General features: G+C 65.3%; 17 protein-coding genes. 11 read left to right on the top strand and 6 right to left on the bottom strand.

Annotated features, from left to right (window positions below; all coding sequences use genetic code 11):
* The first annotated feature begins 205 nt into the window (after positions 1-205).
* The gene (locus NVV99_RS24345; protein WP_260783164.1) at positions 206-1,372 is read left to right on the top strand and encodes a hypothetical protein; all 1,167 of its coding nucleotides are present in this window, start codon (positions 206-208) and stop codon (positions 1,370-1,372) included.
* 1,255 nt (positions 1,373-2,627) lie between these two features.
* On the opposite strand, the gene NVV99_RS24340 is transcribed toward NVV99_RS24345, so the two are convergent.
* Complete coding sequence (locus NVV99_RS24340; protein WP_260783163.1) at positions 2,628-3,023, bottom strand: hypothetical protein; 396 nt, start codon at positions 3,021-3,023, stop codon at positions 2,628-2,630.
* A 237-nt stretch (positions 3,024-3,260) separates the two neighbouring features.
* Between NVV99_RS24340 and NVV99_RS24335 the strand changes: the two genes are divergently transcribed.
* Positions 3,261-3,536 carry a hypothetical protein gene (locus tag NVV99_RS24335; RefSeq protein WP_260783162.1) on the top strand — a complete coding sequence of 92 codons (276 nt, stop codon included), beginning with the start codon at positions 3,261-3,263 and terminating at the stop codon, positions 3,534-3,536.
* Positions 3,537-3,555: 19 nt separating this feature from the next.
* Here the strand turns inward: NVV99_RS24335 and NVV99_RS24330 are convergent, their stop codons facing one another.
* Complete coding sequence (locus tag NVV99_RS24330; protein ID WP_260783161.1) at positions 3,556-4,005, bottom strand: hypothetical protein; 450 nt, start codon at positions 4,003-4,005, stop codon at positions 3,556-3,558.
* 659 nt (positions 4,006-4,664) lie between these two features.
* A complete protein-coding gene (locus NVV99_RS24325; RefSeq protein WP_260783160.1) occupies positions 4,665-4,814 on the bottom strand; it encodes a hypothetical protein in 150 nt (49 codons plus the stop codon).
* A gap of 524 nt (positions 4,815-5,338) precedes the next feature.
* Between NVV99_RS24325 and NVV99_RS24320 the strand changes: the two genes are divergently transcribed.
* The 8 genes from NVV99_RS24320 to NVV99_RS24290 all read left to right on the top strand — a co-directional run bounded on the left by NVV99_RS24320 (position 5,339) and on the right by NVV99_RS24290 (position 13,477).
* On the top strand, positions 5,339-5,509 hold the full coding sequence (locus tag NVV99_RS24320; RefSeq protein ID WP_260783159.1) for a hypothetical protein: 171 nt from the start codon (positions 5,339-5,341) through the stop codon (positions 5,507-5,509).
* Between the two features lie 1,507 nt (positions 5,510-7,016).
* Positions 7,017-7,319, top strand: coding sequence for a hypothetical protein (locus NVV99_RS24315; protein WP_260783158.1), 303 nt, complete (start codon positions 7,017-7,019; stop codon positions 7,317-7,319).
* 545 nt (positions 7,320-7,864) lie between these two features.
* The gene (locus NVV99_RS24310) at positions 7,865-8,074 is read left to right on the top strand and encodes a hypothetical protein (RefSeq protein ID WP_260783157.1); all 210 of its coding nucleotides are present in this window, start codon (positions 7,865-7,867) and stop codon (positions 8,072-8,074) included.
* 138 nt (positions 8,075-8,212) lie between these two features.
* Entirely contained in the window at positions 8,213-8,827 is a 615-nt protein-coding gene (locus NVV99_RS27300; protein WP_369011267.1) for a GNAT family N-acetyltransferase, read from the top strand.
* 349 nt (positions 8,828-9,176) lie between these two features.
* On the top strand, positions 9,177-9,794 hold the full coding sequence (locus NVV99_RS24305; RefSeq protein WP_260783156.1) for a hypothetical protein: 618 nt from the start codon (positions 9,177-9,179) through the stop codon (positions 9,792-9,794).
* Positions 9,795-10,233: 439 nt separating this feature from the next.
* Positions 10,234-10,674 carry a Fur family transcriptional regulator gene (locus tag NVV99_RS24300; RefSeq protein ID WP_024101312.1) on the top strand — a complete coding sequence of 147 codons (441 nt, stop codon included), beginning with the start codon at positions 10,234-10,236 and terminating at the stop codon, positions 10,672-10,674.
* Positions 10,675-10,711: 37 nt separating this feature from the next.
* The gene (katG, locus tag NVV99_RS24295; protein ID WP_024101313.1) at positions 10,712-12,895 is read left to right on the top strand and encodes a catalase/peroxidase HPI; all 2,184 of its coding nucleotides are present in this window, start codon (positions 10,712-10,714) and stop codon (positions 12,893-12,895) included.
* 246 nt (positions 12,896-13,141) lie between these two features.
* Positions 13,142-13,477, top strand: coding sequence for a hypothetical protein (locus tag NVV99_RS24290; RefSeq protein ID WP_024101314.1), 336 nt, complete (start codon positions 13,142-13,144; stop codon positions 13,475-13,477).
* 7 nt (positions 13,478-13,484) lie between these two features.
* Here the strand turns inward: NVV99_RS24290 and NVV99_RS24285 are convergent, their stop codons facing one another.
* The 3 genes from NVV99_RS24285 to NVV99_RS24275 form a co-directional block, all read right to left on the bottom strand.
* Positions 13,485-16,496, bottom strand: coding sequence for a bifunctional [glutamine synthetase] adenylyltransferase/[glutamine synthetase]-adenylyl-L-tyrosine phosphorylase (locus NVV99_RS24285; protein WP_024101315.1), 3,012 nt, complete (start codon positions 16,494-16,496; stop codon positions 13,485-13,487).
* A gap of 14 nt (positions 16,497-16,510) precedes the next feature.
* The gene (gene glnA / locus NVV99_RS24280; RefSeq protein ID WP_024101316.1) at positions 16,511-17,848 is read right to left on the bottom strand and encodes a type I glutamate--ammonia ligase; all 1,338 of its coding nucleotides are present in this window, start codon (positions 17,846-17,848) and stop codon (positions 16,511-16,513) included.
* Positions 17,849-17,933: 85 nt separating this feature from the next.
* Complete coding sequence (locus tag NVV99_RS24275; protein ID WP_024101317.1) at positions 17,934-19,484, bottom strand: alpha/beta hydrolase; 1,551 nt, start codon at positions 19,482-19,484, stop codon at positions 17,934-17,936.
* Between the two features lie 185 nt (positions 19,485-19,669).
* On the opposite strand from NVV99_RS24275, the gene panB reads away from it, so the two are divergent.
* The gene (gene panB, locus NVV99_RS24270) at positions 19,670-20,530 is read left to right on the top strand and encodes a 3-methyl-2-oxobutanoate hydroxymethyltransferase (RefSeq protein WP_024101318.1); all 861 of its coding nucleotides are present in this window, start codon (positions 19,670-19,672) and stop codon (positions 20,528-20,530) included.
* Positions 20,531-20,647 lie beyond the last annotated feature (117 nt).

The following is a 20,647-nucleotide window of genomic DNA, read 5'->3' as shown; positions in this document are numbered from 1 at the left end:
GTAGTTCGCCATGGTGAGTCTGGGGTGATCCTTCCGGGATATCTGGCTCACCCTCAATGAAACCAGGGACGATTCAGGACACAGATCGAGACGCCTTTGGCTCAAAAGTCGGTCCATGTTACGCGCACAAACCGGGTAACCATCGACACGCTGCTCGACTGGCGGAACATTTTGCGAAAAGGTTTCGGACAGGAGGCAATCTAGGGTGACTGTGCCAGATACAGACTTGGCCGCCGACCTACGCGATTACCTTCTCCTCCATGAATGGGTTGAAGTGTCGACAGGAGGAATCGGCACTTTGTGGCAATCGTCCTCGGCTGACCGGGAAAGGTGCGAGATTGGCGTCCCACACTCAATCTCCCGTGACAGTTACGAGCTTCGGGGCGTTGCGGAGCGGCTTTCGCGCTTCGAACAACGGTCGCCCGACGAAGTGGAAAAGAGCATCCTCCACTTTGGTGTAGACATCACTTACTTGCGCGCAGCGAACGACGTGGTAATCGCGGATACGATTCCACTTTCTGCCGGGGCCACGATGATCGAAGCAGCGCGGTTGATGCTCCGGGCCACCGCAACTACAGCGCAGCGACCACGCGCCGACATCGCAGGCAACTACTCGAAGGCCGGTGATGACTTCGTCGATGAGATCAGGATGGGGCACACTGAGCAAGGGTCGTACATCGTTCCCGTCCTTGTTCGCGTAGGGCGCCGCCACGATGCTGAGTCACCGCAAGAGCCGCTTACGGGTTTTGACCACAGGGTCGACGCTTTCGAGTCTCCAACCCGTCGAATCACGCGTACCTTCGCGGAGACGATGAAAGCCGTCGTTGACAAAGTAATCACCCCAGCCCGCGATCCAAGGCCCAGTGTTGTTCCTGACCTGGTAGCAGCTGGCGCTTCCAGGGAGTTCGTGAGCGCTCTCGGCCGTATTCTCGCCGACCCCGCAGTTGCTGAGTTCGAGACCCGTTTCGACTGGGCGCAGTCCCAACGAGCGCCCGAGGCAGTCCCGAAATCTCTTACTGCGCCAGCCGCCGCCGTGCCACTCCTTGAAAAGACGGCAAAGATGATGAAGGCCGCACCGCGGCCGAAGTTTGAGATCCTGACTGGGCCGATCGTCCAAGTGCGACACGAACCTGGCAGTCCAGTTGGCTACGTCAGCGTCAGTACGGTACGGAACGGTCGAACCTGCGAAGTAAGGGTATGGCTTCAGGGCGGATTGCCGTCCGAAGTCCATGCCTGGATGATGCAGAGTACGACGATCCTCGTGCAGGGCAAAGTAGAACGCGCGGGTTCGGCCGGTCTGAATATTCGCTACCCAGAAGCATTTGGCCCCCTTAGCGATACCTACATCTCACAGCCGAGCAAAGAGGTCTAAATATCGCATTCCCTCGGGGGACGACCCGTCACTGGGCTCACATAATCGAATTGGTGGACCAGAGGAGGGTAGTGGATAATCGCCGTCGTGGCGCCGCAGCAAAGTACGTGACCGTCGTGCTTGTAGCGCTTTTAGGTGGCCTCGCGTTCGCTGCTGTATCTGCCACTGTCAATGGGCAACCTGCAACCGATCCGTTCCAGGGCTGGGTGATGATACTTGGGCAAGGCAATAAGGTGGAGGAGCACCAGGAAGTTGAGTTAGCGGTCCACGCCCTGGTATCCGGAGCTCCGGGAGACCGGCCAGAATTGGTTTATACAGTCGCGGCCTGCGGCAGCCAGCCTTTTCGTGGCGTCCTACTTTTCGGCGGCGATGCGCGCCTTTCCAATGCCAGAGTATTTGCAGGGCACCGCTCCGATGTCGAGGAGATACCAAACCTCGTAGTCCGTGACGATAGTACCGGCTCAATCATGGAGCTTGGCGCGGTTCAGAAATTGGACATTGAGATTGAACATCTTCCGGCTTGCCTTTCTTCAGTCTCACCGGATCGGGTCGACTCGGGGTTCTTAGGTGCGGCCCAAGAAGTCGCGGGATCGGCCGGTGCACCTGTCCAACGGACCTGGGAGCTGGCGTGGTGGACCGGTCCGCGAACCACTTACGTCTGGCCACTCGTCGGGACATTCCCGGGCGTCTCGGTACATCTCCGAGGTGTCTTTGAAGGGATTCAAGGCCTAAGCGGCTCATGGACCATACCGACCCCCGGGCGATTCCAGGTAAGCGCCGGCGGCGTCAATTTGAGGGCCGACGTCGAGGTAGCCCGTCCGGAGCTTAGCGATGAATCGAGTCTTACGTGGGTTGGCGTACATCCGTTCGCCCCATCGGCTCGCCTGACTGATGTCGAGGCAATGAGCGCATGGCAGCAAGGACTTATCGCCGCGAGCATTGCCCTCGGAATCACAGGTTCACTTCTGGCCAGCGTGTTCTTTGAATGGGCGAGAAGGCCAGTAGAACAGCGCGTTACCGCCCGCGAATCCACCCTTTACAGGAAGCAACCAAAAGCGAGAAGCGAGGACTCACGAACTGCTTTCGCACTCCTAATCGTGGTCATGTTGATTGCTCGCGCTTGGCAGAAGAGACGCCCACATTGAGGTTACGGCGCTCTGCGATGTAGTACGAGGTTGCGTTTTCTCTCACTACGGCTCTAACGAACGACTAGAGGGGAGACGCTGGCCATTCGGCGCCGCAGTCGCTGAGGGCATCAAGAAGTGTGCGGAATCCAGCTCAGCAAACCTCCAAACTTGTTGGGCGGCCCTCCCATGCGACCGTCGACGCGTACGTTCTCATGCCACGGTATCGAACTCGAGAGTCCTCCCTGTGGTGCTTTCGTTGGGTACTTCCCGACTGGGCGGCGTTGCGATGTGAACCGCGGGCGCGTGTTGTCGCGTTTGGTTAGGCCGAGTTTGCGCAGCCGGTTCGCCAGCGGTCCCTGCGACAACGACGACGCCTTGCGCAGCTCCTCCCAGGTCCACCCTTCGAGGTAGGTCCTGGCGAGGTTCTTGTCGATCGCGGTGTCGACCTCTGTCAGTTCGGCGGCGAGTTGACGACGTCGAGCACCCAACTTGGCCAATGCATCCAGGTTTCGACGGCTCACCACGGCGGACGAGCGTAGCGGCGAAATCGGGCCCGGAAAAGTGCCTAGACACCGACCTATACCTCACACTGTTTTCCCAGTTCACGACTGGTTCAGATGTCTAGGTCGTGTCGCGAAACCAGACACCGTGAAGCGACCCGTCGGACGGCGCACGATTGCTGCTTCGCAGGCGGTTCACGTCGCGGCCGCCGGTGTCAGCTCTCTGTTGCTCACCGCCGATCTGTCGTCCACACTGGCGGCATGACGAGCGGCGCGGACATGACAGCACTGAGCTCTGTTGTAGGCGACCGCAGCTACAACCGGGTCCGGCAGGCACCTGGGTTCGCGCTGGTTGCCGCTCTCTTCACCATGACGATGGGCGTGGGCGTGGCCTACGTTCTCGTGCCGATCTGGGCGGCCCCGGACGCTTGGGAACGGGCCAGCGACCCGTTCCAGACGGTGTTCACGGCGCTCCTTGCGCTCACCGGGCCTGCGATCGGCATGTTCATGGCGAGCACCCGCCGATCCTCGACGTAGGCATCATCCCCCGAGGCTCTTACTGCGCACTCCATACAGCCACCGCACGGTCAAACGCGTTCTTTCCCAGCTTCTCGCCTTCGGCATCTGTCAGCGGGAGCTCCTGTGTAACTTCCGGGTCGATGTCGATGCAGTTTTTCCTCAGTAACTGCTTGCCTCTGGCGGTTGCACGCCCGCTTCCGTACAGAGTGCGGGGGCTGATGGCGGACATCGCGTGCTTCAGCAGCGGAGTCGCCCGGTCCTGTCGCTCGTCACCTCGGCCTTCGTCCGGTGGGAGGACGTACACAATGCCAATGACGGCGGCATCAGGGCGGTCGAGGATGTCATGTCCCGCATCCGTACGAGCTTTGTTTACGGTCAGCACCCCGACTGGCACGCTTCCCTCGAACGCAAGCCACGTCCAATCCGGCACGGCCACCCCCCAAGGGCTCGCCGACTGCGCTTCGAAGACTTGCTCCACCGTGACCATAGTGCCGAGCGTACTGTGCCTCTACGTCGTCGCGCTTGTCGTTAAGGAGTGACCATCCACCGGTTCCTTCGACCGCCGCCACTTCGCGGACGCACCACGACAACCGTCGCGCCTAGAACCGGGGTGGGTCCGCAGCGGGTCCGCAGCGCGACTCTGACTCACCGTTTCTCCCTAATCTCACCAACGGTCGAATTTGCTGGTCCGGCGCCTTCTGCTCACGTAGCTCACATCGGCAAATCTCACCGTTTCCCGAGAAGGCGTCGTTCGGGACGAAGAGGTTCTGAATGCGAGTCCCGCCAACGCGAGCAGGACGGCCATGATCAATGTTGAAGGTACCGACCTCTCCTTGAGAGGCTGGCGAGGGCGTGTCCTGCCTTGTCTTCGTGTGACCGCTCGGTGACCACACAATGTCTGAGCTGCGGAGATGTTAGCGCAATCGGACCATGAATCCGAAGGTCAGCCGCCCGCACGTAACGCATCCTGTGCGCCACGCCGATGAAAGGGGTAGCGCCCGAGTGCCCCTGACCTTTCGGAACGCGGAACGTCCCCGCCCTGGCAGTGATGCCGGGGTGGGGGCGTTTCGTAGCGTCTTGAGAAAGGGTGTGGGCACGAATGGTGCTTACTGGACCGAGCCGGACGTGCGCATGAAGCGCCGCCGATCAGCTGGCGTCCCGCCACCGTTCGTCGTCCTGGTCGAGGCCTGGCGGGATCTCGCGTTCGTCGCGGGTGCGGATGACGCGGCCGAACACGACGGCGAGGACCGCGGCAACCACGATCCAGGCGAGCAGTGCGACGACAATCCAGTTCACAATCTGGACAACAGTCCAACTCGACTGTTTGTTACCGGCCGGTAGGGAAATCACCCTCTGATTCACCCGTTCTGATTGCACTGCCGTAACGCTCTGATCTTGTGATCGATACAGAAGTCGTGGCCCGATGACCCCCGCCTTGATCGGACCACGCCTGGGCGCCCTCGCTCCTCCCCGGAGGAACGGGGGCGGTCGGCTGTAATGGGGTCGAGTGCGTCGAGACCGGTCACCTGTGCTTCCCCCTACGGGACGTAGCCAACCCGACCGTATCCAGAATCGCACCGTCGTTCGACCGGGAAAGGGCCAGGTGGTCTCAACGACGAAACCCGCCGACAGGGGCTTTTACCTGCGGCGTGGTCTCGACCACTGCGCAGGGGGTGCGGTGGTGTAAGGGCGTCTATCGAATGGCATGGAACGAAAAATGGCCACACGGTGAAGCAGCTATGTCTAGGCCAGCCTTCCCCGGGGTAAAGAACGGAGGCTGTTGTCTCCGAACAGCGAAGTTCCCCGAGGAAGGTGACGGTATGCACGTGTGGCTGAGGGAGGCGCCGACCGCGGTGCTCCAGAGGGCGGAGGATCTTGCGGTCGAGCTGGCGCAGCGACACTTCGAGGCGGATCGCTTACGGGATGCGTTGAAGCAGTACCGGATCGCGCAGGTATTCGGGGCCGAGTTGACCAGGCGTAGCGAACGCTGATGGAACCGTTCTCGGTGTCGGCCACCCACGCCGTCGGGAACGCATCCTGCGATCGCAGTCATGTGGCCCCTGCCGGCCTCCTGCAATCGTTCGTCGCGAGCGGGTGACGTGTGCGGACATGAGATGGCCCCGCCGGGGTCTGGGAGGATCCGAGCGACGGGGCCGGTGTCGCCAAAGCAGAGGGACGGCGACGTTTGTGACGGTAGCGCGGAAGCGATCACGCCGCAGGGATACCGGTCGGTATTCCGTGTCGACCAGGGGATGCCTTCGTCTGCTACCCGGCGTAGCTCGAGTACTTCCGCTGCGGAGATCCGCGGTCAGGGATAACGTGTTCTAGTCGGGGATTTCGAAACAGACCCCGTTTCGCCCTCGATCGGGGGGAGGACGAGGCGGGGCGTTTCCGAACGGGCCGAATTCTGGTCTCATCACGAAATGGTGACCGGCGGTCTGTTTCGCCACGGCCGGGTGGACGCATCGTCGATGCTCAAGGGGTGGACTGAGAGACCCCGACCCCTCAGGCTGCGAAGCGCCCCGCAGTCGCTCGTCCGGGCGACTGTGGGGCGCGTGCACCCGTCTTCGGGAATATCGGACCTGCCTTGTGAGCGTGTCCGCGACGTCGAAGTGTGGGGTGCACAACGTTGCGGTAACGCTCTGATCTTGTGATCGATACAGAAGTCGTGGCCCGATGACCCCCCTATTTTGTCGGGCCACGCCTGGGCGCCCTCGCCCTCTCTCCTAGAGGGGCGGGGGCGGTCGGCTATGTGCGGAACGAAGTGGCCCCGCCGGGGTCGTGTGAGGAGCCGAGTGGCGGGGCCGGTGTCGCCGAGCAGAGGAATGGCGACGTCTTCGACGGTATCGCGCAAGCGATCGTGTCGCAGGCATACCGTTCGGTATTCCGTGTCGATCAGGGCGGCCACGGCGGCTTTCGGCTCGATGGTCGGCGCCTAAGTTTCAGGTGTCTGAAGCGTATCCCGCGGCGCGCCAGCCTCGGGCGCGCAAGAGGCCGGGTCACCTGTGCTTCCCCCTGCGGGACGCAGCCAACCCGGCCTGGTCAAGCGTCTCACCCTCACACCAGTCACAAAAGGGTGAAATCGTCTGAACGAGAAACCCCGCCAGGCAGGGACGGGCGTACCTGTGGCGGGGTTCTCGACCACCGAGCAGGGGGATGCCGGTAGTGGCGATGAGCCTACCGAAGCACAGCGGAACGATTGCGGAAACTCGCCAGTAGCAATAAGTGCGAGGGACGGCGCCGCCGGCTGCGCTGCTGAACCGGCGGCGCCATTCCGCGCCGGCCTGCAGGCTGGCCGCGACTGTCGGGGCAACACCCGATCTTCCGCCGAGTATTCCGACACCTTGCCACCGCCCGTAACGCATCCGTACGGGGCAAGGCTATGCGCATACACACTGAGGTATGACCTACCGACGTGCTCTTAATCCCCGAATGCTGACAATATATGAGCTGGGCAAACTGATTGGGCGCGCTCCCGCCACGATCAGGAAGGACCGTATGGCAACCCCCGAACATCCACTCTTCGGGAAGGCGATCAAGAACGGCTCTGCCTCGAACAGCCCGTTGCTCTGGTGGCGCCGCGATGTGGAGGAGTACTTCGCTGCGATGGGTCAGCGCGTCGATTGGTCGGCGATCGATGGGTCCGAGCTGACTCCCACCCCCACGCATGCCCTCCAGCCGCCCGAGCCGGATCTGACCGGCCTCATGTCCGCGGTCGCCGACCTCGCCGAGGGAGTGGCCAAGGTCCTTCTCGACGTCGCAGTGAAGGCCAGGGCGGGAGAGTACGGCAGACCGCGATAGGGGCAGGGCACAGCAAAATGATCACCTTCCAGACCTCCAGGCGATCGCATCGGACGGCAGGATCGTCCACCTGCACTTGCGCTTCCCGTTCGGCCCATCCGGCTGGTAGGCGGGCAGTTCCCCGCGTTGGCATGCCTTGAGGACGGTGTCGTACGAGGGCGATGTGTGGGTGCCGGGGCCTTTCCACCCGAGCATCCGGGCGGTGTCCTGGACGGACTGGGGGATCTCAATCGATGGCGCGAAAGGAGTGCGGTCATCGTCCACAGGGTCCTCCAACGCTCTCAGTGGGTTGAGGCCTCACCGGGGGAAGTGCCCCGAGGATGCCCCGACGAGTGGCCACAGGGTGGTCACAGACGACGTATGTGACCACGATACGAGGTATCACGAGAGCGCACTCGGACGGCTGATTACCTGCATGAATCGGTGGCCGGTCTCACTGCGAATCACCGGGTGGCACAGGCGGTTTCTGACTCATAATCCGCAGGCCGCAGGTTGGGAGCCTGCCAGGGGCACCGTGGCTTGCGGAATTATGTACTGTCTGTCGAATGAACGACGAATTCGCGAGGCGAGTACAGAAGGCTCTCAGGGAAGAGATAGAACGTCTCACCTATGAGTTGAACCGCGGCATCGACGGCGAAGAGGCAACCGCAGCTGCGTCAAACAGGCTGGACTTGTTGCAGCAGTACGAGCACGAGGTGCGCTGGAATAACATCGATGAGGTGACCGACGTTGCTGGCACTCTCGGGATTGGGTAGCCGAGTTTTGCGGCAGTGCAGATTCGCCGAGGACTAAGCACGTTTGATGGGTCCAGACCGCTTCACGTGGCAAGGACCACGGAGTTGAGAGCACGAGACACCGACGGAGGCCAGCGCACGCTGGCGACCTAAGCAGCAATGGCGGAAGGCATAAGGTTGACCATCAACATCGGTTACGCCACGGGGACCCATCTTCCGGTGTTGCGCTCGTTAGCTCAAGAGCTGCTCCCCGAGCTAACTGAGCTGCATGGTCCTGCATGGGACCATCGACTAGGTCAGGGACGTGTATGGACCGAGTCGTTACTCCTTGTCGCCCAAGATTCCGAGGTCCCAGACCTTGGCCCCGTGGGATTCTGTTGGGTTGACCCGGCGATGCTCAGCGACGAGCAGATCATTGAGCCGTGGTGGTGCCTGAATGCGATCGCGGTCAGACATGCTTACCGGGGCCGCAAGATCGGTCGGTCGATGGTCGAGGCGGTATGCGGAGCTGCTGCTTATGCAGGCGCGGTGAGCTTGTACGGGGTTTGCGACCAATCGCTTTCCGCGTGGTATAGCGATCAAGGGTTCATAGTGCTAGGTCAGGGAGAAGCAATCACCGCTGATCGTCCTGCGCGGCGTCTTGGCCAACGGCCGGGTCAGTTCGTCCTTCGTGATGCGGAAGGCGAGTGCATGTTCTTAATGGACATCGAGCCCCAACCCCCTGCCCGGCTGTGCGTGCCTGACCACGAACGCCCGAATCGAAGACGCGACTAACCGTATGCGGAATGACAGGGCTCACCCCTTCGGGCCCGCAGCACGACTCCGGCCCGCCGTTTCTCCCTCATCTTGCCAACGGTCACATCTGCAGGTTGGGCGCTTCTTACTCCCACAGCTCATATCGGTAAATCTCACCGTTCCCGAGAAGGGGTCGTTCGGGACGAAGAGGTCGTTAGTTCGAATTCCGTGGTCGGGGCAGGACAAAGGGTGTTGTACCCGGAGGGCGCTCCCAACTGCGTTCAGGAGTACAGCGCGGCATCCGTCTTACGGCGGGTCGTGTCGGAGCGGTACAAGCCCAAGACGGTCCGGAGGGATGGGAGTCTGCAGCGATGGCAGGCTACGCACCATGAGCGGCGACCTTCTTGATGACATTGCCAGCGTGGCCACTGCGGTTGGGGCGCTCTTCGCTGGTGGGGCATTGACGCACGCCGAATGGGTTCGCCGGCAGAACCGTCACGCTATGACCACCCAGGGAATATTGTTCCTGGTCAACCGTGGACGCCTAAGGAGCGACAAGGAAGCGAACGCGACCACCGTGGGCGTCGACACGTCCTGGTACGAGGTCGTCATTCGAGCGAAAGGGCCCGGTACCCGGTATGACGTTCGAGTCTCCGTAGATCCCGGCTACCTTGCGGACGAGCTACGGAGAACTCGGTTCGACAACGAGAGCGAACCAATCCGCATCTCGTTCTCGCTACCCGAGAGAATGGACCCCGCCGAGGTCTGGGTTGGACTCCACCACACCGTCGTGCGTGGCCGCGGCATTCGCAGTGAGCTAATCCGAGCAAACATCGCAACAAACGCAGTTGAGACGTTCCGATGGTTCCGGTTCACACAGCTCCGTAAGCGGTGGCAAAAGCAAACCCTCATCGGAGTACTGGGTGGTGGTCAGCCAGCTTGGCTTGGTAAGTGGAAGCCGGTACGAACAGACGACACCGAAGAGCATCACTTGCCGATGGTATGAGCTTCACGCTCTCAACCCGCTTTCCGACGGTGCAACCAGCGGCACGGAGAAATTGCACCTCGATAAGGAACCTGCACGGTACGCAGTAGGTACGCAGCAGTGCCGATCGCCATCCGCCGAGACCAACGGATCAAACGTAAACCGGCAGGTCCTACCAACTGTTCAAATAGCGCCAAACTTGCCAAACCTGCAGGATGCAGTCCCAGCTGTACTTCGACTGCTGAGTCGAGTCCGGTAAGAGAGGCCGTCCGTCCCTTCCGGGACGGGCGGCCTCTCGCCTTGTCTGCGCCCTTCCGCTCCGGCATCCTCGCGCGCCGAAACGGGGTTCGCCCCTGCTGCAGCAGTAGCAAGCCCCGGTTCGGCGCGCGAGATGCGTTCGTTCGTCATCGAATCCGGCGAAATCGCGACCGGTTCCAGAAAAGTGGTCCATAGTGGGCACGTGCCCTCGACGCGGGATTTCTCCGAGCGGTTACGCGCGGCCGGTCTTCGCGTGACCCGGCAGCGTCTGGCGGTGCTCGATGCGGCGCACGAGCACCCGCACGCCGATGCCGATCGCATCTTCGACGCGGTCGGCGCCGTCGTTCCCGGCATCGGTCGGCACACCGTGTACGACATCCTTCACGCACTCTCGGCGCGCGGCCTGCTCCGACGAATCCGGCCCGCAGGTTTCCACGCGCGGTACGAGGTGCGTGTCGGCGACAGTCATCACCACCTCGTCTGCCGGTCCTGCGCCGTGATCTCGGATGTCGACCACACCGTCGGTGACTCGCGTTGCCTGTCACCGGTGGACGACGCAGGTTTCGACGTCGACGAGGCGGACGTCGTCTTTTGGGGCCTGTGCCGCGACTGTTCGACAGACGATCCACGACAACAGCCCTGAATCGGTCCGATCGACCCTGATCCGGAAGGAAACCGCAGTGTCCGAAAGCGAAAACCCGGCAGTCCCCTCCCCCGAGCCGTCACCGCACCGGCCGAGGACCAATCAGGACTGGTGGCCGGACCAGCTGGATTTGACGGTCCTGCACCAGCATTCACCGCTGTCCAATCCGTTGGAACCCGACTTCGACTACTCGAAGGAAGTCGAATCCCTCGATGTCGAGGCGCTCCGTCAGGATCTGATCGACCTGATGACGGATTCCCAGGACTGGTGGCCGGCCGACTTCGGTCACTACGGGGGTCTGTTCATCCGTATGAGCTGGCACTCGGCCGGCACCTACCGCATCGCCGACGGTCGCGGTGGCGGCGGCAAGGGCGCGCAGCGGTTCGCTCCGCTCAACAGCTGGCCCGACAACGTCAGCCTCGACAAGGCCCGTCGTCTCCTGTGGCCGATCAAGCAGAAGTACGGCCGCAAGCTCTCCTGGGCCGACCTGCTGGTCTTCGCCGGCAACTGCGCCTACGAGTCGATGGGGTTCAAGACGTTCGGCTTCGCGTTCGGCCGCGAGGACATCTGGGAGCCCGACGAGGTCTTCTGGGGCCCGGAGGACACTTGGCTCGGCGACGAACGCTACGCCGGTGAGCGCGAACTCCAGGGCCCACTGGGTGCCGTCCAGATGGGTCTGATCTACGTCAATCCCGAAGGCCCCAACGGCAACCCGGAGATCCTCGCGTCCGGACGCGACATCCGTGAGACGTTCGCCCGGATGGCGATGAACGACGTCGAGACGGCTGCGCTCATCGTCGGTGGTCATACCGTCGGCAAGACGCACGGTGCCGCTCCCGCCGACAATCTCGGTCCCGAACCCGAGGGTGCCCCGCTCGAACAGCAGGGTCTCGGCTGGAAGAACTCGCACGGCACCGGCGCCGGTGCCGACACGATCACCAGCGGCCTCGAGGTCACCTGGACGCCCACTCCGACGAAGTGGGACAACACCTTCCTCGAGACGCTGTACGCCTACGAGTGGGAGAAGACCAAGAGCCCCGCCGGGGCGTGGCAGTGGACGCCGAAGGGCGGTGCCGGCGCGGACACCGTGCCCGACGCCCACGACCCGGCGAAGAAGCACGCGCCGGGCATGCTCACCAGCGACCTCGCGCTGCGCTACGACCCGATCTACGGCGAGATCACCCGGCGCTGGCTCGACCATCCCGAGGAACTCGAGCAGGAGTTCGCCAAGGCGTGGTTCAAGCTGCTGCACCGCGACATGGGTCCGCTCTCGCGGTACCGCGGACCGTGGATCCCGGAACCGCAGATCTGGCAGGACCCGGTGCCGGACGTCGACCACGAGCTGATCGACGAGAGCGACATCGCCTCACTCAAGGCGAAGGTCCTCGACTCGGGAGCGACGATCCCGCAGCTCGTCGCCACCGCGTGGGCGTCGGCCGCGAGCTTCCGCGGCACCGACAAGCGCGGCGGTGCGAACGGCGCACGCGTGCGGCTCGAGCCGCAGAAGGACTGGGAAGCCAACGAACCCGAGCAGCTCGCACAGGTACTGCAGATCCTCGAGGGTATCCAGCAGGACTTCAACGGCTCGGGCGGCAACAAGAAGGTCTCCCTGGCGGATCTGATCGTCCTCGCCGGTAACGCCGCGGTGGAGAAGGCCGCCAAGGATGCGGGACACGACATCACGGTTCCGTTCTTCCCCGGCCGCACCGATGCGAGCCAGGAGTGGACCGACGTCGAGTCGTTCGAGGTGCTCGAGCCGAAGCACGACGGTTTCCGCAACTACCTGCGCGGTGAAGAGAAGCTTCCGCCCGAGAAGCTGTTCCTCGAGCGCGCCAACCTGCTGACGCTGACCGCGCCCGAGACGACGGTGCTCGTCGGCGGTCTGCGTGCGCTCGGCGCGAATCACGGCGGCAGCAAGCACGGGGTCTTCACCGACCGCCCGCAGACCCTGACGAACGACTTCTTCGTCAATCTGCTCGACATGGGGACCGAGTGGAAGGTCTCGCAGAACAGCGAGGGCGTCTACGAAGGACGCGCTCGGGGATCGGACCAGGTCAAGTACACCGCGACCGCCGTCGACCTGGTCTTCGGGCATAACTCGCAGCTGCGGGCGCTCGCCGAGGTCTACGCGACCGACGATGCCGGCCCGAAGTTCGTCCGCGATTTCGTCGCGGCCTGGACGAAGGTGATGAACCTGGATCGTTTCGATCTGAAGAAGTGACCGCGCCGGCGGTCCACGACCGCGCCTGACGCACCGTCCCGGAGCCACCCGTCGTGTTCGGCGGGTGGCTCCGTCGTGTGCAGGGGGTCGTGCGCAGGTCCGCCGAGCCGAAACCGACTGGACAGCCGTACTGCACACGGGTGTACCGTGAGGACACAGCTTTGGTGATGTTCGTCACACCCGCTCGCGGGGGAGTGGATGCGACGTGGTCCGTATCCGAACGACACGTCTCCTCGGGAGGCCACCATGCGTAGATCCCTCGTTTCGGCAGCATGCGCCGCTGTCATGCTGTCCCCCGTCCCTCTGTCCGTCGCATTCGCAGGCACCGCAGCGGCCCAGACCGACATCTCCGTCGTCGGCATGTCGCAGGAGCAGGCACAGCAGGTGCTCTCCGACGCGGGCGTCCCCTACATCATCCTCAACCGGTCCGGCAGCACCATGCAGAACTGCAGGGTGACCGAGCAACGCGACCGCGGCTACGACGTCGAGGTCGAGTACGACTGGGACCACGAGAACAAGGAGTGGGACAAGACCGAGGTCGAGGTCTGGCGAGGACTCGCACTCGTCGTCTTCTGCGACTGACGGTCCGTCAGTCCCAGAACACCCGCTCGACGACCGCCCGCGCCCGACGCGTGACGCGTAGGTAGTGGTCGAGGAACTCCGACGCGTCCTCACCACGCCACCCCGTCACGCGGGCAACGGCTTCGAGCAGCCGTCCCGGCCCCGGGAGCTGGTCGGTCGGTTTGCCGCGGACGAGCACGAGACAGTTCCGCGCATCCGTCGCGGTGATCCATGCCGTGCGCAGGAGTTCGACGTCGGTCGCGCTGAGCAGCTCGGCGGCGCCGATGCCGTCGAGCGCCTCGAGCGTCGAGGTCGTGCGGAGCGCCGGGAGCCGGTAGGCGTGCTGGAGTTGCAGCAGCTGCACGGTCCATTCGATGTCGGCGAGGCCGCCCCGTCCGAGTTTGGTGTGGGTGGCCGGGTCGGCCCCGCGCGGCAGCCGCTCGGAGTCCACACGTGCCTTGATGCGCCGGATCTCGCGGACGGCCTCCTGCGAGACCCCGCCCTCCGGATAGCGCACCTCGTCGATCATGTGCAGGAAGCGGGTGCCGAGTTCGCGGTCGCCCGCGACGGCGTGTGCACGCAGCAGCGCCTGCACCTCCCACACCTCGGCCCACTGCGTGTAGTACGCCCGGTAGGACGCGAACGTCCGGACGATCGGGCCGCTGCGACCTTCCGGACGCAGATCCAGATCGACCTCGAGCGGTGGGTCGGTGCTCGGCGCGCCGAGCAGTCGCCGCACCTGCTCGGCGATGCTCGTGGCCCACTTGACCGCATCGGTCTCGTCGGCGTCCGGCAGCGGGTCGCACACGAACAGCACGTCCGCGTCGGATCCGTAGCCGAGTTCGCCGCCTCCGAGCCGGCCCATCCCGATCACTGCGATACGCGCCGGCGCCGGTCCGCGGGACTGTTCCGAGCCCCGGATCACCGCGTCGAGCGCGGCTTCGAGGACACCCGCCCATACCGTGGACAACGCCCGGCACACTTGCGGCACGTCGAGCATGCCGAGGATGTCGGCACTCGCGACGCGCGCGAGTTCGGCGCGGCGCAGCGAACGCGCGGCGGCGATGGCGCGAGCGGGGTCGGAGTAGCGCGAGGACGATGCGACGAGGGCGCGCGCAACCTCGGGCGGGTTCGCCTCGAGCAGCCGCGGCCCGGTCGACGCGTCGGCATACAGGCGGATGACCTCGGGAGACTTCACCAGCAGATCGGCGACGTAGGCCGACGAGCCGAGCACCGTCATGAGACGTTCGGCGACGGCCGGCTCGTCGCGCAGCACCCGCAGGAACCAGACCGTGTCGTAGAGCGCATCGGACAGCCGCCGGTAGGCGAGCAGACCGGCGTCGGGATCGGTTGTCTCGCCGAGATATTCGAGCAACTGAGGGAGCAGCAGTGCCTGGATGCGCGCCTTGCGGGAGGCTCCCCCGGACAACGCCGCCAGATGTTCCATCGCGTGCTGCGGGCCGTTGTACCCCAGCGCGGCGAGCTGGCGGACGGCCGCGTCGGGCGACAACCGCAGCGCTTCCTTGTCGAGCTTGCTCACCGAGTCCAGCAGCGGCCGGTAGAACAGGCGCGCGTGCAGTTTCCGGATCCGCGACGAGTTGCGCTTGATCTCCGATTCGAGCACGCCGAGGGCGTCCTTGCGCCCGTCCGGCCGCATGTGCGCGGCGCGCGCGAGCCACCGCAGGGCCTCGCGGTCCTCGGGCGGTGGCAGGGTGTGGGTCCGCTTGAGCCGCTGGAGCTGGAGCCGGTGTTCGAGCAGGCGGAGGAACTCGTAGGACGCCCGCATGTTCGCGGCGTCGTCGCGCCCGACATAACCGCCGTCGGCGAGCGCGCACAGCGCTTCGACGGTGTTGGGCACGCGCAGCGATTCGTCGACGCGACCGTGCACGAGTTGGAGCAACTGCACGGCGAACTCGACGTCGCGGAGACTGCCGCGTCCGAGCTTGAGTTCGCGTTCGCGTAATTCCGGGGGCACCATCTCCTCGACCCGGCGGCGCATCGCCTGCACGTCGGGCACGAAGTCCTCGCGTTCGGAGGCGGTCCACACCATCGGGCTCAGGGCGTCGATGTACCGGCGGCCGAGGTCGAGGTTCCCGGTCATCGGCCGTGCCTTGAGCAGTGCCTGGAACTCCCAGGTCTTGGCCCACCGGTTGTAGTAGGCGACGTGGGATTCGAGGGTGCGGACGAGCTCGCCGCGTTTGCCCTCCGGTCGCAGCGCGGCGTCGACCTCGAAGAAGGCCGACGTGCCGATGCGCATCATCTCGCCGGCGATCCGGCTCGCGCGGGCGTCGGCGGGTTCGGCGACGAAGACGACGTCGACGTCGCTGACGTAGTTCAGCTCGCGCGCACCGCACTTGCCCATCGCGATGACGGCGAGGTCGATCGGGCACGGGCCCTCCGGGATCACCGTGGACACGGCCACCGCAAGGGCCGCGGTCAGCGCCGCGTCGGCGAGGTCGGCGAGCAGCGCCCCGACCTCGAGATAGGGCAGCACCGGTTCGTTCTCGACGACCGCCGCGAGATCGGCGGCGGCGATCAGCATCAGTTGGTCGCGGTAGGTGGTGCGCAGCGCCGCGACCGCGTGCGGGCCGATGAGCCCGGCCCGGTGGATCAGCCGGCCGGGACGTCCGTCGGGCTCGGGTTCGGCGTCGACGCTGTCGAGCATCCGCGCCGTGAAGGTGTGCTTGTCGGGCAGCGCCGCGCTGCCCGCGAGCATCTTCCAGCGATCCGGGTTGGCGACGATGTGGTCGCCGAGCGCCGACGACGCCCCGAACAGACCGAACAACCGGCCGCGCAGGCGCGTGTCGGAGCGCAGCGCCGAGTCGAGTTCGGCCCAGTCGTCACCGAGCGCGTCGGCCAGGCGCGCGAGGGTGCGCAGGGCCAGGTCGGCGTTGGGGGCACGGGACAGCGCCCACAGCAGTTCGACGCTGTCGGCGTCGTTCCATCCGAGTCGAGCGAGCTCGGCGGGGGCGGTCGGCTCGACGAGGCCGAGCCGACCGGGGCCGGGAACTACCGAACGCGCGCTGGGCGGTCTCACCACGCTTCCATCGTCGCTTACAACCCCAGGTACTGCTCGAGTTCGAAGGGGGTGACCTGGCTGCGGTAGTTCTCCCACTCCCGCCACTTGTTGCGCAGGAAGTAGTCGAAGACGTGCTCACCGAGGGTTTCGGCGACGAGTTCGGACTTCTCCATCTCGCGCAGCGCGATGTCGAGATCGGTAGGCAGTTCGCGGTAGCCCATGGCGCGACGCTCGGCGGAGGTCAGCGACCACACGTCGTCCTCTGCTTCGGGGGCGAGCTCGTAGCCCTTCTCGATGCCGCGCAGACCGGCCGCGAGCAGCACTGCGAAGGTCAGGTAGGGGTTGCACGCCGAGTCGGGGGTGCGGATCTCCACGCGACGCGACGATGCCTTGTTCGGCGTGTACATCGGGACGCGCACGAGCGCGGACCGGTTCGACGGGCCCCAGCACGCGGCCGTGGGTGCCTCTCCCCCGTGCACGAGACGCTTGTAGGAGTTGACCCACTGGTTGGTGACGGCGCTGATCTCGTTGGAGTGCTCGAGGACACCGGCGATGAACGCCTTGCCGGTCGCCGAGAGCTGCAGCGGGTCGTCGGGGTCGTGGAAGGCGTTGGTCTCGCCCTCGAACAGCGACATGTGGGTGTGCATCGCGGAGCCGGCGTGGTCGCGGAAGGGCTTGGGCATGAAGGTGGCCCGCACGCCCTCCTGCATCGCGATCTCCTTGACCACGTAGCGGAAGGTCATGACGTTGTCGGCCATGGACAGCGCGTCGGCGTAGCGCAGGTCGATCTCCTGCTGGCCGGGCGCGGTCTCGTGGTGGCTGAACTCCACCGAGATGCCCATGGACTCGAGAGCGTCGATGGCGTGACGCCGGAAGTGCGGGGCCGAGCGGTGCACGGACTGGTCGAAGTAGCCGCCGATGTCGGCCGGGACCGGGGCGCTCCCCTCGGGGCCGTCCTCGACGAGGAAGAACTCGATCTCGGGGTGCACGTAGCAGCTGAAGCCGAGATCGGAGGCCTTGTTGAGCTGGCGGCGCAGCACGTGGCGGGGGTCGGCCCAGCTGGGGGTGCCGCCGGGCATGGTGATATCGCAGAACATCCGGGCCGAGTACTGGTGACCCCGATCGTCGACCCAGGGCAGCACCTGGAAAGTGGTGGCGTCGGGACGCGCGACCATGTCGGCTTCGGAGATCCGGGAGAAGCCTTCGATGGCCGAGCCGTCGAAACCGATGCCCTCCTCGAAGGCTCCTTCGAGTTCGGCCGGCGCGATCGCCACCGACTTGAGGGTGCCGACGACGTCGGTGAACCACAGGCGCACGAACCGAATGTCGCGCTCTTCGAGGGTGCGGAGCACGAACTCCTTCTGGCGATCCATACTCGCGAGACTAGGCACAATCCGTTAATTCCGTGTTACATCAGGTGCCACTTGCGGATGGCGTGTCGCTCACGTTCGTCGACGGTCAGCAGTGAGGATCGTTTTCCGGCACCGTCGAATCCACAAGATAGCTGGTCACAGCGGTGTCGACGCATGCGTTGCCGTCCAGGACGACGGTGTGCTGCGTGCCCTCGAAGCTCACCAGGACACCACCGAGCCGGGCTGCCAGTTCGACTCCCGCATCGTAGGGCGTCGCCGGATCACCGGTCGTCGAGACCACGAGCACGGGCGGCAGATCGCGGACATCGGGGGTGTGCGGCTCCCCCGTGGCCGGAACGGGCCAGAAGGCGCACACGTCCAGGGCCGCCGATCCGGTGCCGCGGCCGTCGTCGAGGAAGGGCGCCGCCGTGCGGAACCGCATGTCGAGTTCGCCCGCGAGGGCGCGGTCGGTCACCGGCGGGTCGTCGACGCACCGGACGGCGTTGAACGCGTCGGTGATGTTGCTGTAGGTGCCGTCCTCACCGCGACCCTCGTAGAGGTCGGCGAGTCGCAGCAGGGTGTCGCCCGTGCCGGTCGTCGCGAGCGACTCCAGCCCGCCGCGCAGTGAACCCCACAGGGTCGGCGAGTACAGGCCCTGCTGCACACCGGTGATGGCGTCGCGGTGGCTCAACCCGCGCGGATCGGTGGTGGGTGCCGGAGCGTCGAGCAGAGGGTCGACGAGCGTACGGAACCGCTCCGCTGCCCGAGCCGGATCGCTGCCGAGCGGGCACCCGGCGTACTGCGCGCAGTACACCGCGAACTCGTCGAACGCCTTCTGGAAACCCTCGGCCTGCAGCACGATCTCCTCGACCGGGTCCTGCTCCGGATCGATCGCGCCGTCGAGCACCATCGCCCGCACCCGGCCAGGGAAGGCCTCGGCGTAGAGGGTGCCGAGCCGGGTTCCGTAGGAATAGCCGAGATAGGTCAATGCGTCGTCCCCGAGGACCCCGCGGAGGACGTCCATGTCCTGCACGACCTCTCGGGTGCCGAGGTGCGCGAGCAGATCCGTGCCGTTGCGTTCGGCGCACAACTCCGCGTACTCACGATTGCGTTTCTCCGTCGCGGCGATGCCCTCGGGGCTCGTGTCCCCGTCGTCCACAGCGCGGTCGGCGTCGAACTCGGCATCGGTGAGGCAGCGGACCGCCGGTTCGGACGATCCGACACCGCGGGGGTCGAAGCCGACCACGTCGAAGCGGTCGGCGAGGACGGTGCCGTCGGCGGCGAGCGCGGTGGACAGTCCCGAGGCGCCCGGGCCGCCGGGGTTGACGAGCAGGGAACCGATCCGGTCGCCGCCGGCGGGCAGTCGCGACACCGCGAGGGTGATCACCTCGCCGTTCGGGTCCTCGTAGTCGAGGGGAACCTCGACGCGTGCGCACTCGACACCCTGCCGCACCATCATCGGCCCGTCCGCGCCGTACGACCCGCACGACTCCCAGTCGACGTCCTGCTCGTAGAACCGCTCGAGTCCCGGGACGACTCCGACCGCCGACGGCTGTCGCTTTTCCTGCGCGGTGTCACCACACGCGGTCGCCGCGGCGGCGGCCACGAGCGTCAGGAGGGACAGACGACGGATGCGCGCGCGAGCAGGGTGGGGCACGATCCGATCGTGCCACGCCCCGGTCGGCCTGCAGCGGCACGACCTGCGCTCCCTTCCGAGCGGTCGTGCGGTGTGACGAATCGCACCGCTGCGCGGCCTTCGTCCGTCCGAACCCGAGTGGCAGACTGAGACAGTCATCACCCGACCCGGGGACCCCGAGGGCCTCGAGGAAGAAAGGGACAGTGATGTCCGAGAACATGACGTCCGTATACGGTGGCGCGGCCTCCGCCGCAGCCCCTGCAGACACCCCCAAGCGCAAGACGCGAGTCCATCACCTGCAGGCGATGAAGGCCGAAGGCCGCCGCTGGGCAGAGTTGACGGCCTACGACTACTCCTCCGCCCGCATCTTCGAGGAGGCCGGTATCCCGGTCCTGCTCGTGGGCGATTCCGCAGCCAACGTCGTCTACGGCTACGACACCACGGTGCCCGTGACCGTCGACGAACTCCTCCCCCTCGTCCGCGGCGTCGTGCGCGGTGCTCCGCACGCGCTCGTCGTCGCCGACCTGCCGTTCGGCTCGTACGAGGCCTCGCCCGAACAGGCCCTCGCCACCGCCGTGCGGTTCATGAAGGAAGGCGGCGCCCACGCGGTGAAGCTCGAGGGCGGCGAGCGGATGGCTCCACAGATCGCCGCGATCACCGCCGCCGGCATCCCCGTGCAGGCCCACATCGGCTTCACCCCGCAGTCCGTGAACACGCTCGGCGGGTTCCGCGTGCAGGGCCGCGGCGACGGCGCCGAGCAGCTCGTCGCCGACGCGATCGCCGTCCAGGAGGCAGGTGCCTTCTCCGTCGTGATGGAAATGGTGCCGGCCGAGCTGGCCGGGCAGGTCACCCGCAAGCTGAGCATCCCCACCGTCGGCATCGGCGCGGGCAACGAGTGCGACGCGCAGGTGCTCGTCTGGCAGGACATGGCCGGCTACACCAGCGGCAAGACCGCGAAGTTCGTCAAGAAGTTCGGGCAGGTCGGCGACGAACTGCGCCGCGCCGCAACACAGTACGCAGCAGAGGTCGGGCAGGGCACCTTCCCGGGGCCCGAGCACTCCTTCTGAGGATCTGCGACGACGGGCACCATCGACGAGTTCGGTGGTGCCCGTCGCATTCTTCGGGCACCTTCCGGATCGGTGGCAGACTCGACGACGACCCGACCGTACGAAACCACGAGGTGT

Source organism: Rhodococcus sp. PAE-6 (assembly GCF_025290685.1).
Taxonomy (GTDB): domain Bacteria; phylum Actinomycetota; class Actinomycetes; order Mycobacteriales; family Mycobacteriaceae; genus Rhodococcus; species Rhodococcus pyridinivorans.
The sequence above is the reverse complement of the archived record's forward strand: the minus strand, read 5'-3'. Positions and strand labels throughout refer to the sequence as shown.

Coding starts and splice junctions, on each gene's coding strand:
- NVV99_RS24335 (WP_260783162.1), top strand. CDS start 3,261: ATGACGAGCGGCGCGGACATGACAGCACTGAGCTCTGTTGTAGGCGAC.
- NVV99_RS24330 (WP_260783161.1), bottom strand. CDS start 4,005: ATGGTCACGGTGGAGCAAGTCTTCGAAGCGCAGTCGGCGAGCCCTTGG.
- NVV99_RS24320 (WP_260783159.1), top strand. CDS start 5,339: ATGCACGTGTGGCTGAGGGAGGCGCCGACCGCGGTGCTCCAGAGGGCG.
- NVV99_RS24315 (WP_260783158.1), top strand. CDS start 7,017: ATGGCAACCCCCGAACATCCACTCTTCGGGAAGGCGATCAAGAACGGC.
- NVV99_RS24310 (WP_260783157.1), top strand. CDS start 7,865: ATGAACGACGAATTCGCGAGGCGAGTACAGAAGGCTCTCAGGGAAGAG.
- NVV99_RS27300 (WP_369011267.1), top strand. CDS start 8,213: ATGGCGGAAGGCATAAGGTTGACCATCAACATCGGTTACGCCACGGGG.
- NVV99_RS24305 (WP_260783156.1), top strand. CDS start 9,177: ATGAGCGGCGACCTTCTTGATGACATTGCCAGCGTGGCCACTGCGGTT.
- NVV99_RS24290 (WP_024101314.1), top strand. CDS start 13,142: ATGCGTAGATCCCTCGTTTCGGCAGCATGCGCCGCTGTCATGCTGTCC.
- glnA (WP_024101316.1), bottom strand. CDS start 17,848: ATGGATCGCCAGAAGGAGTTCGTGCTCCGCACCCTCGAAGAGCGCGAC.
- panB (WP_024101318.1), top strand. CDS start 19,670: ATGTCCGAGAACATGACGTCCGTATACGGTGGCGCGGCCTCCGCCGCA.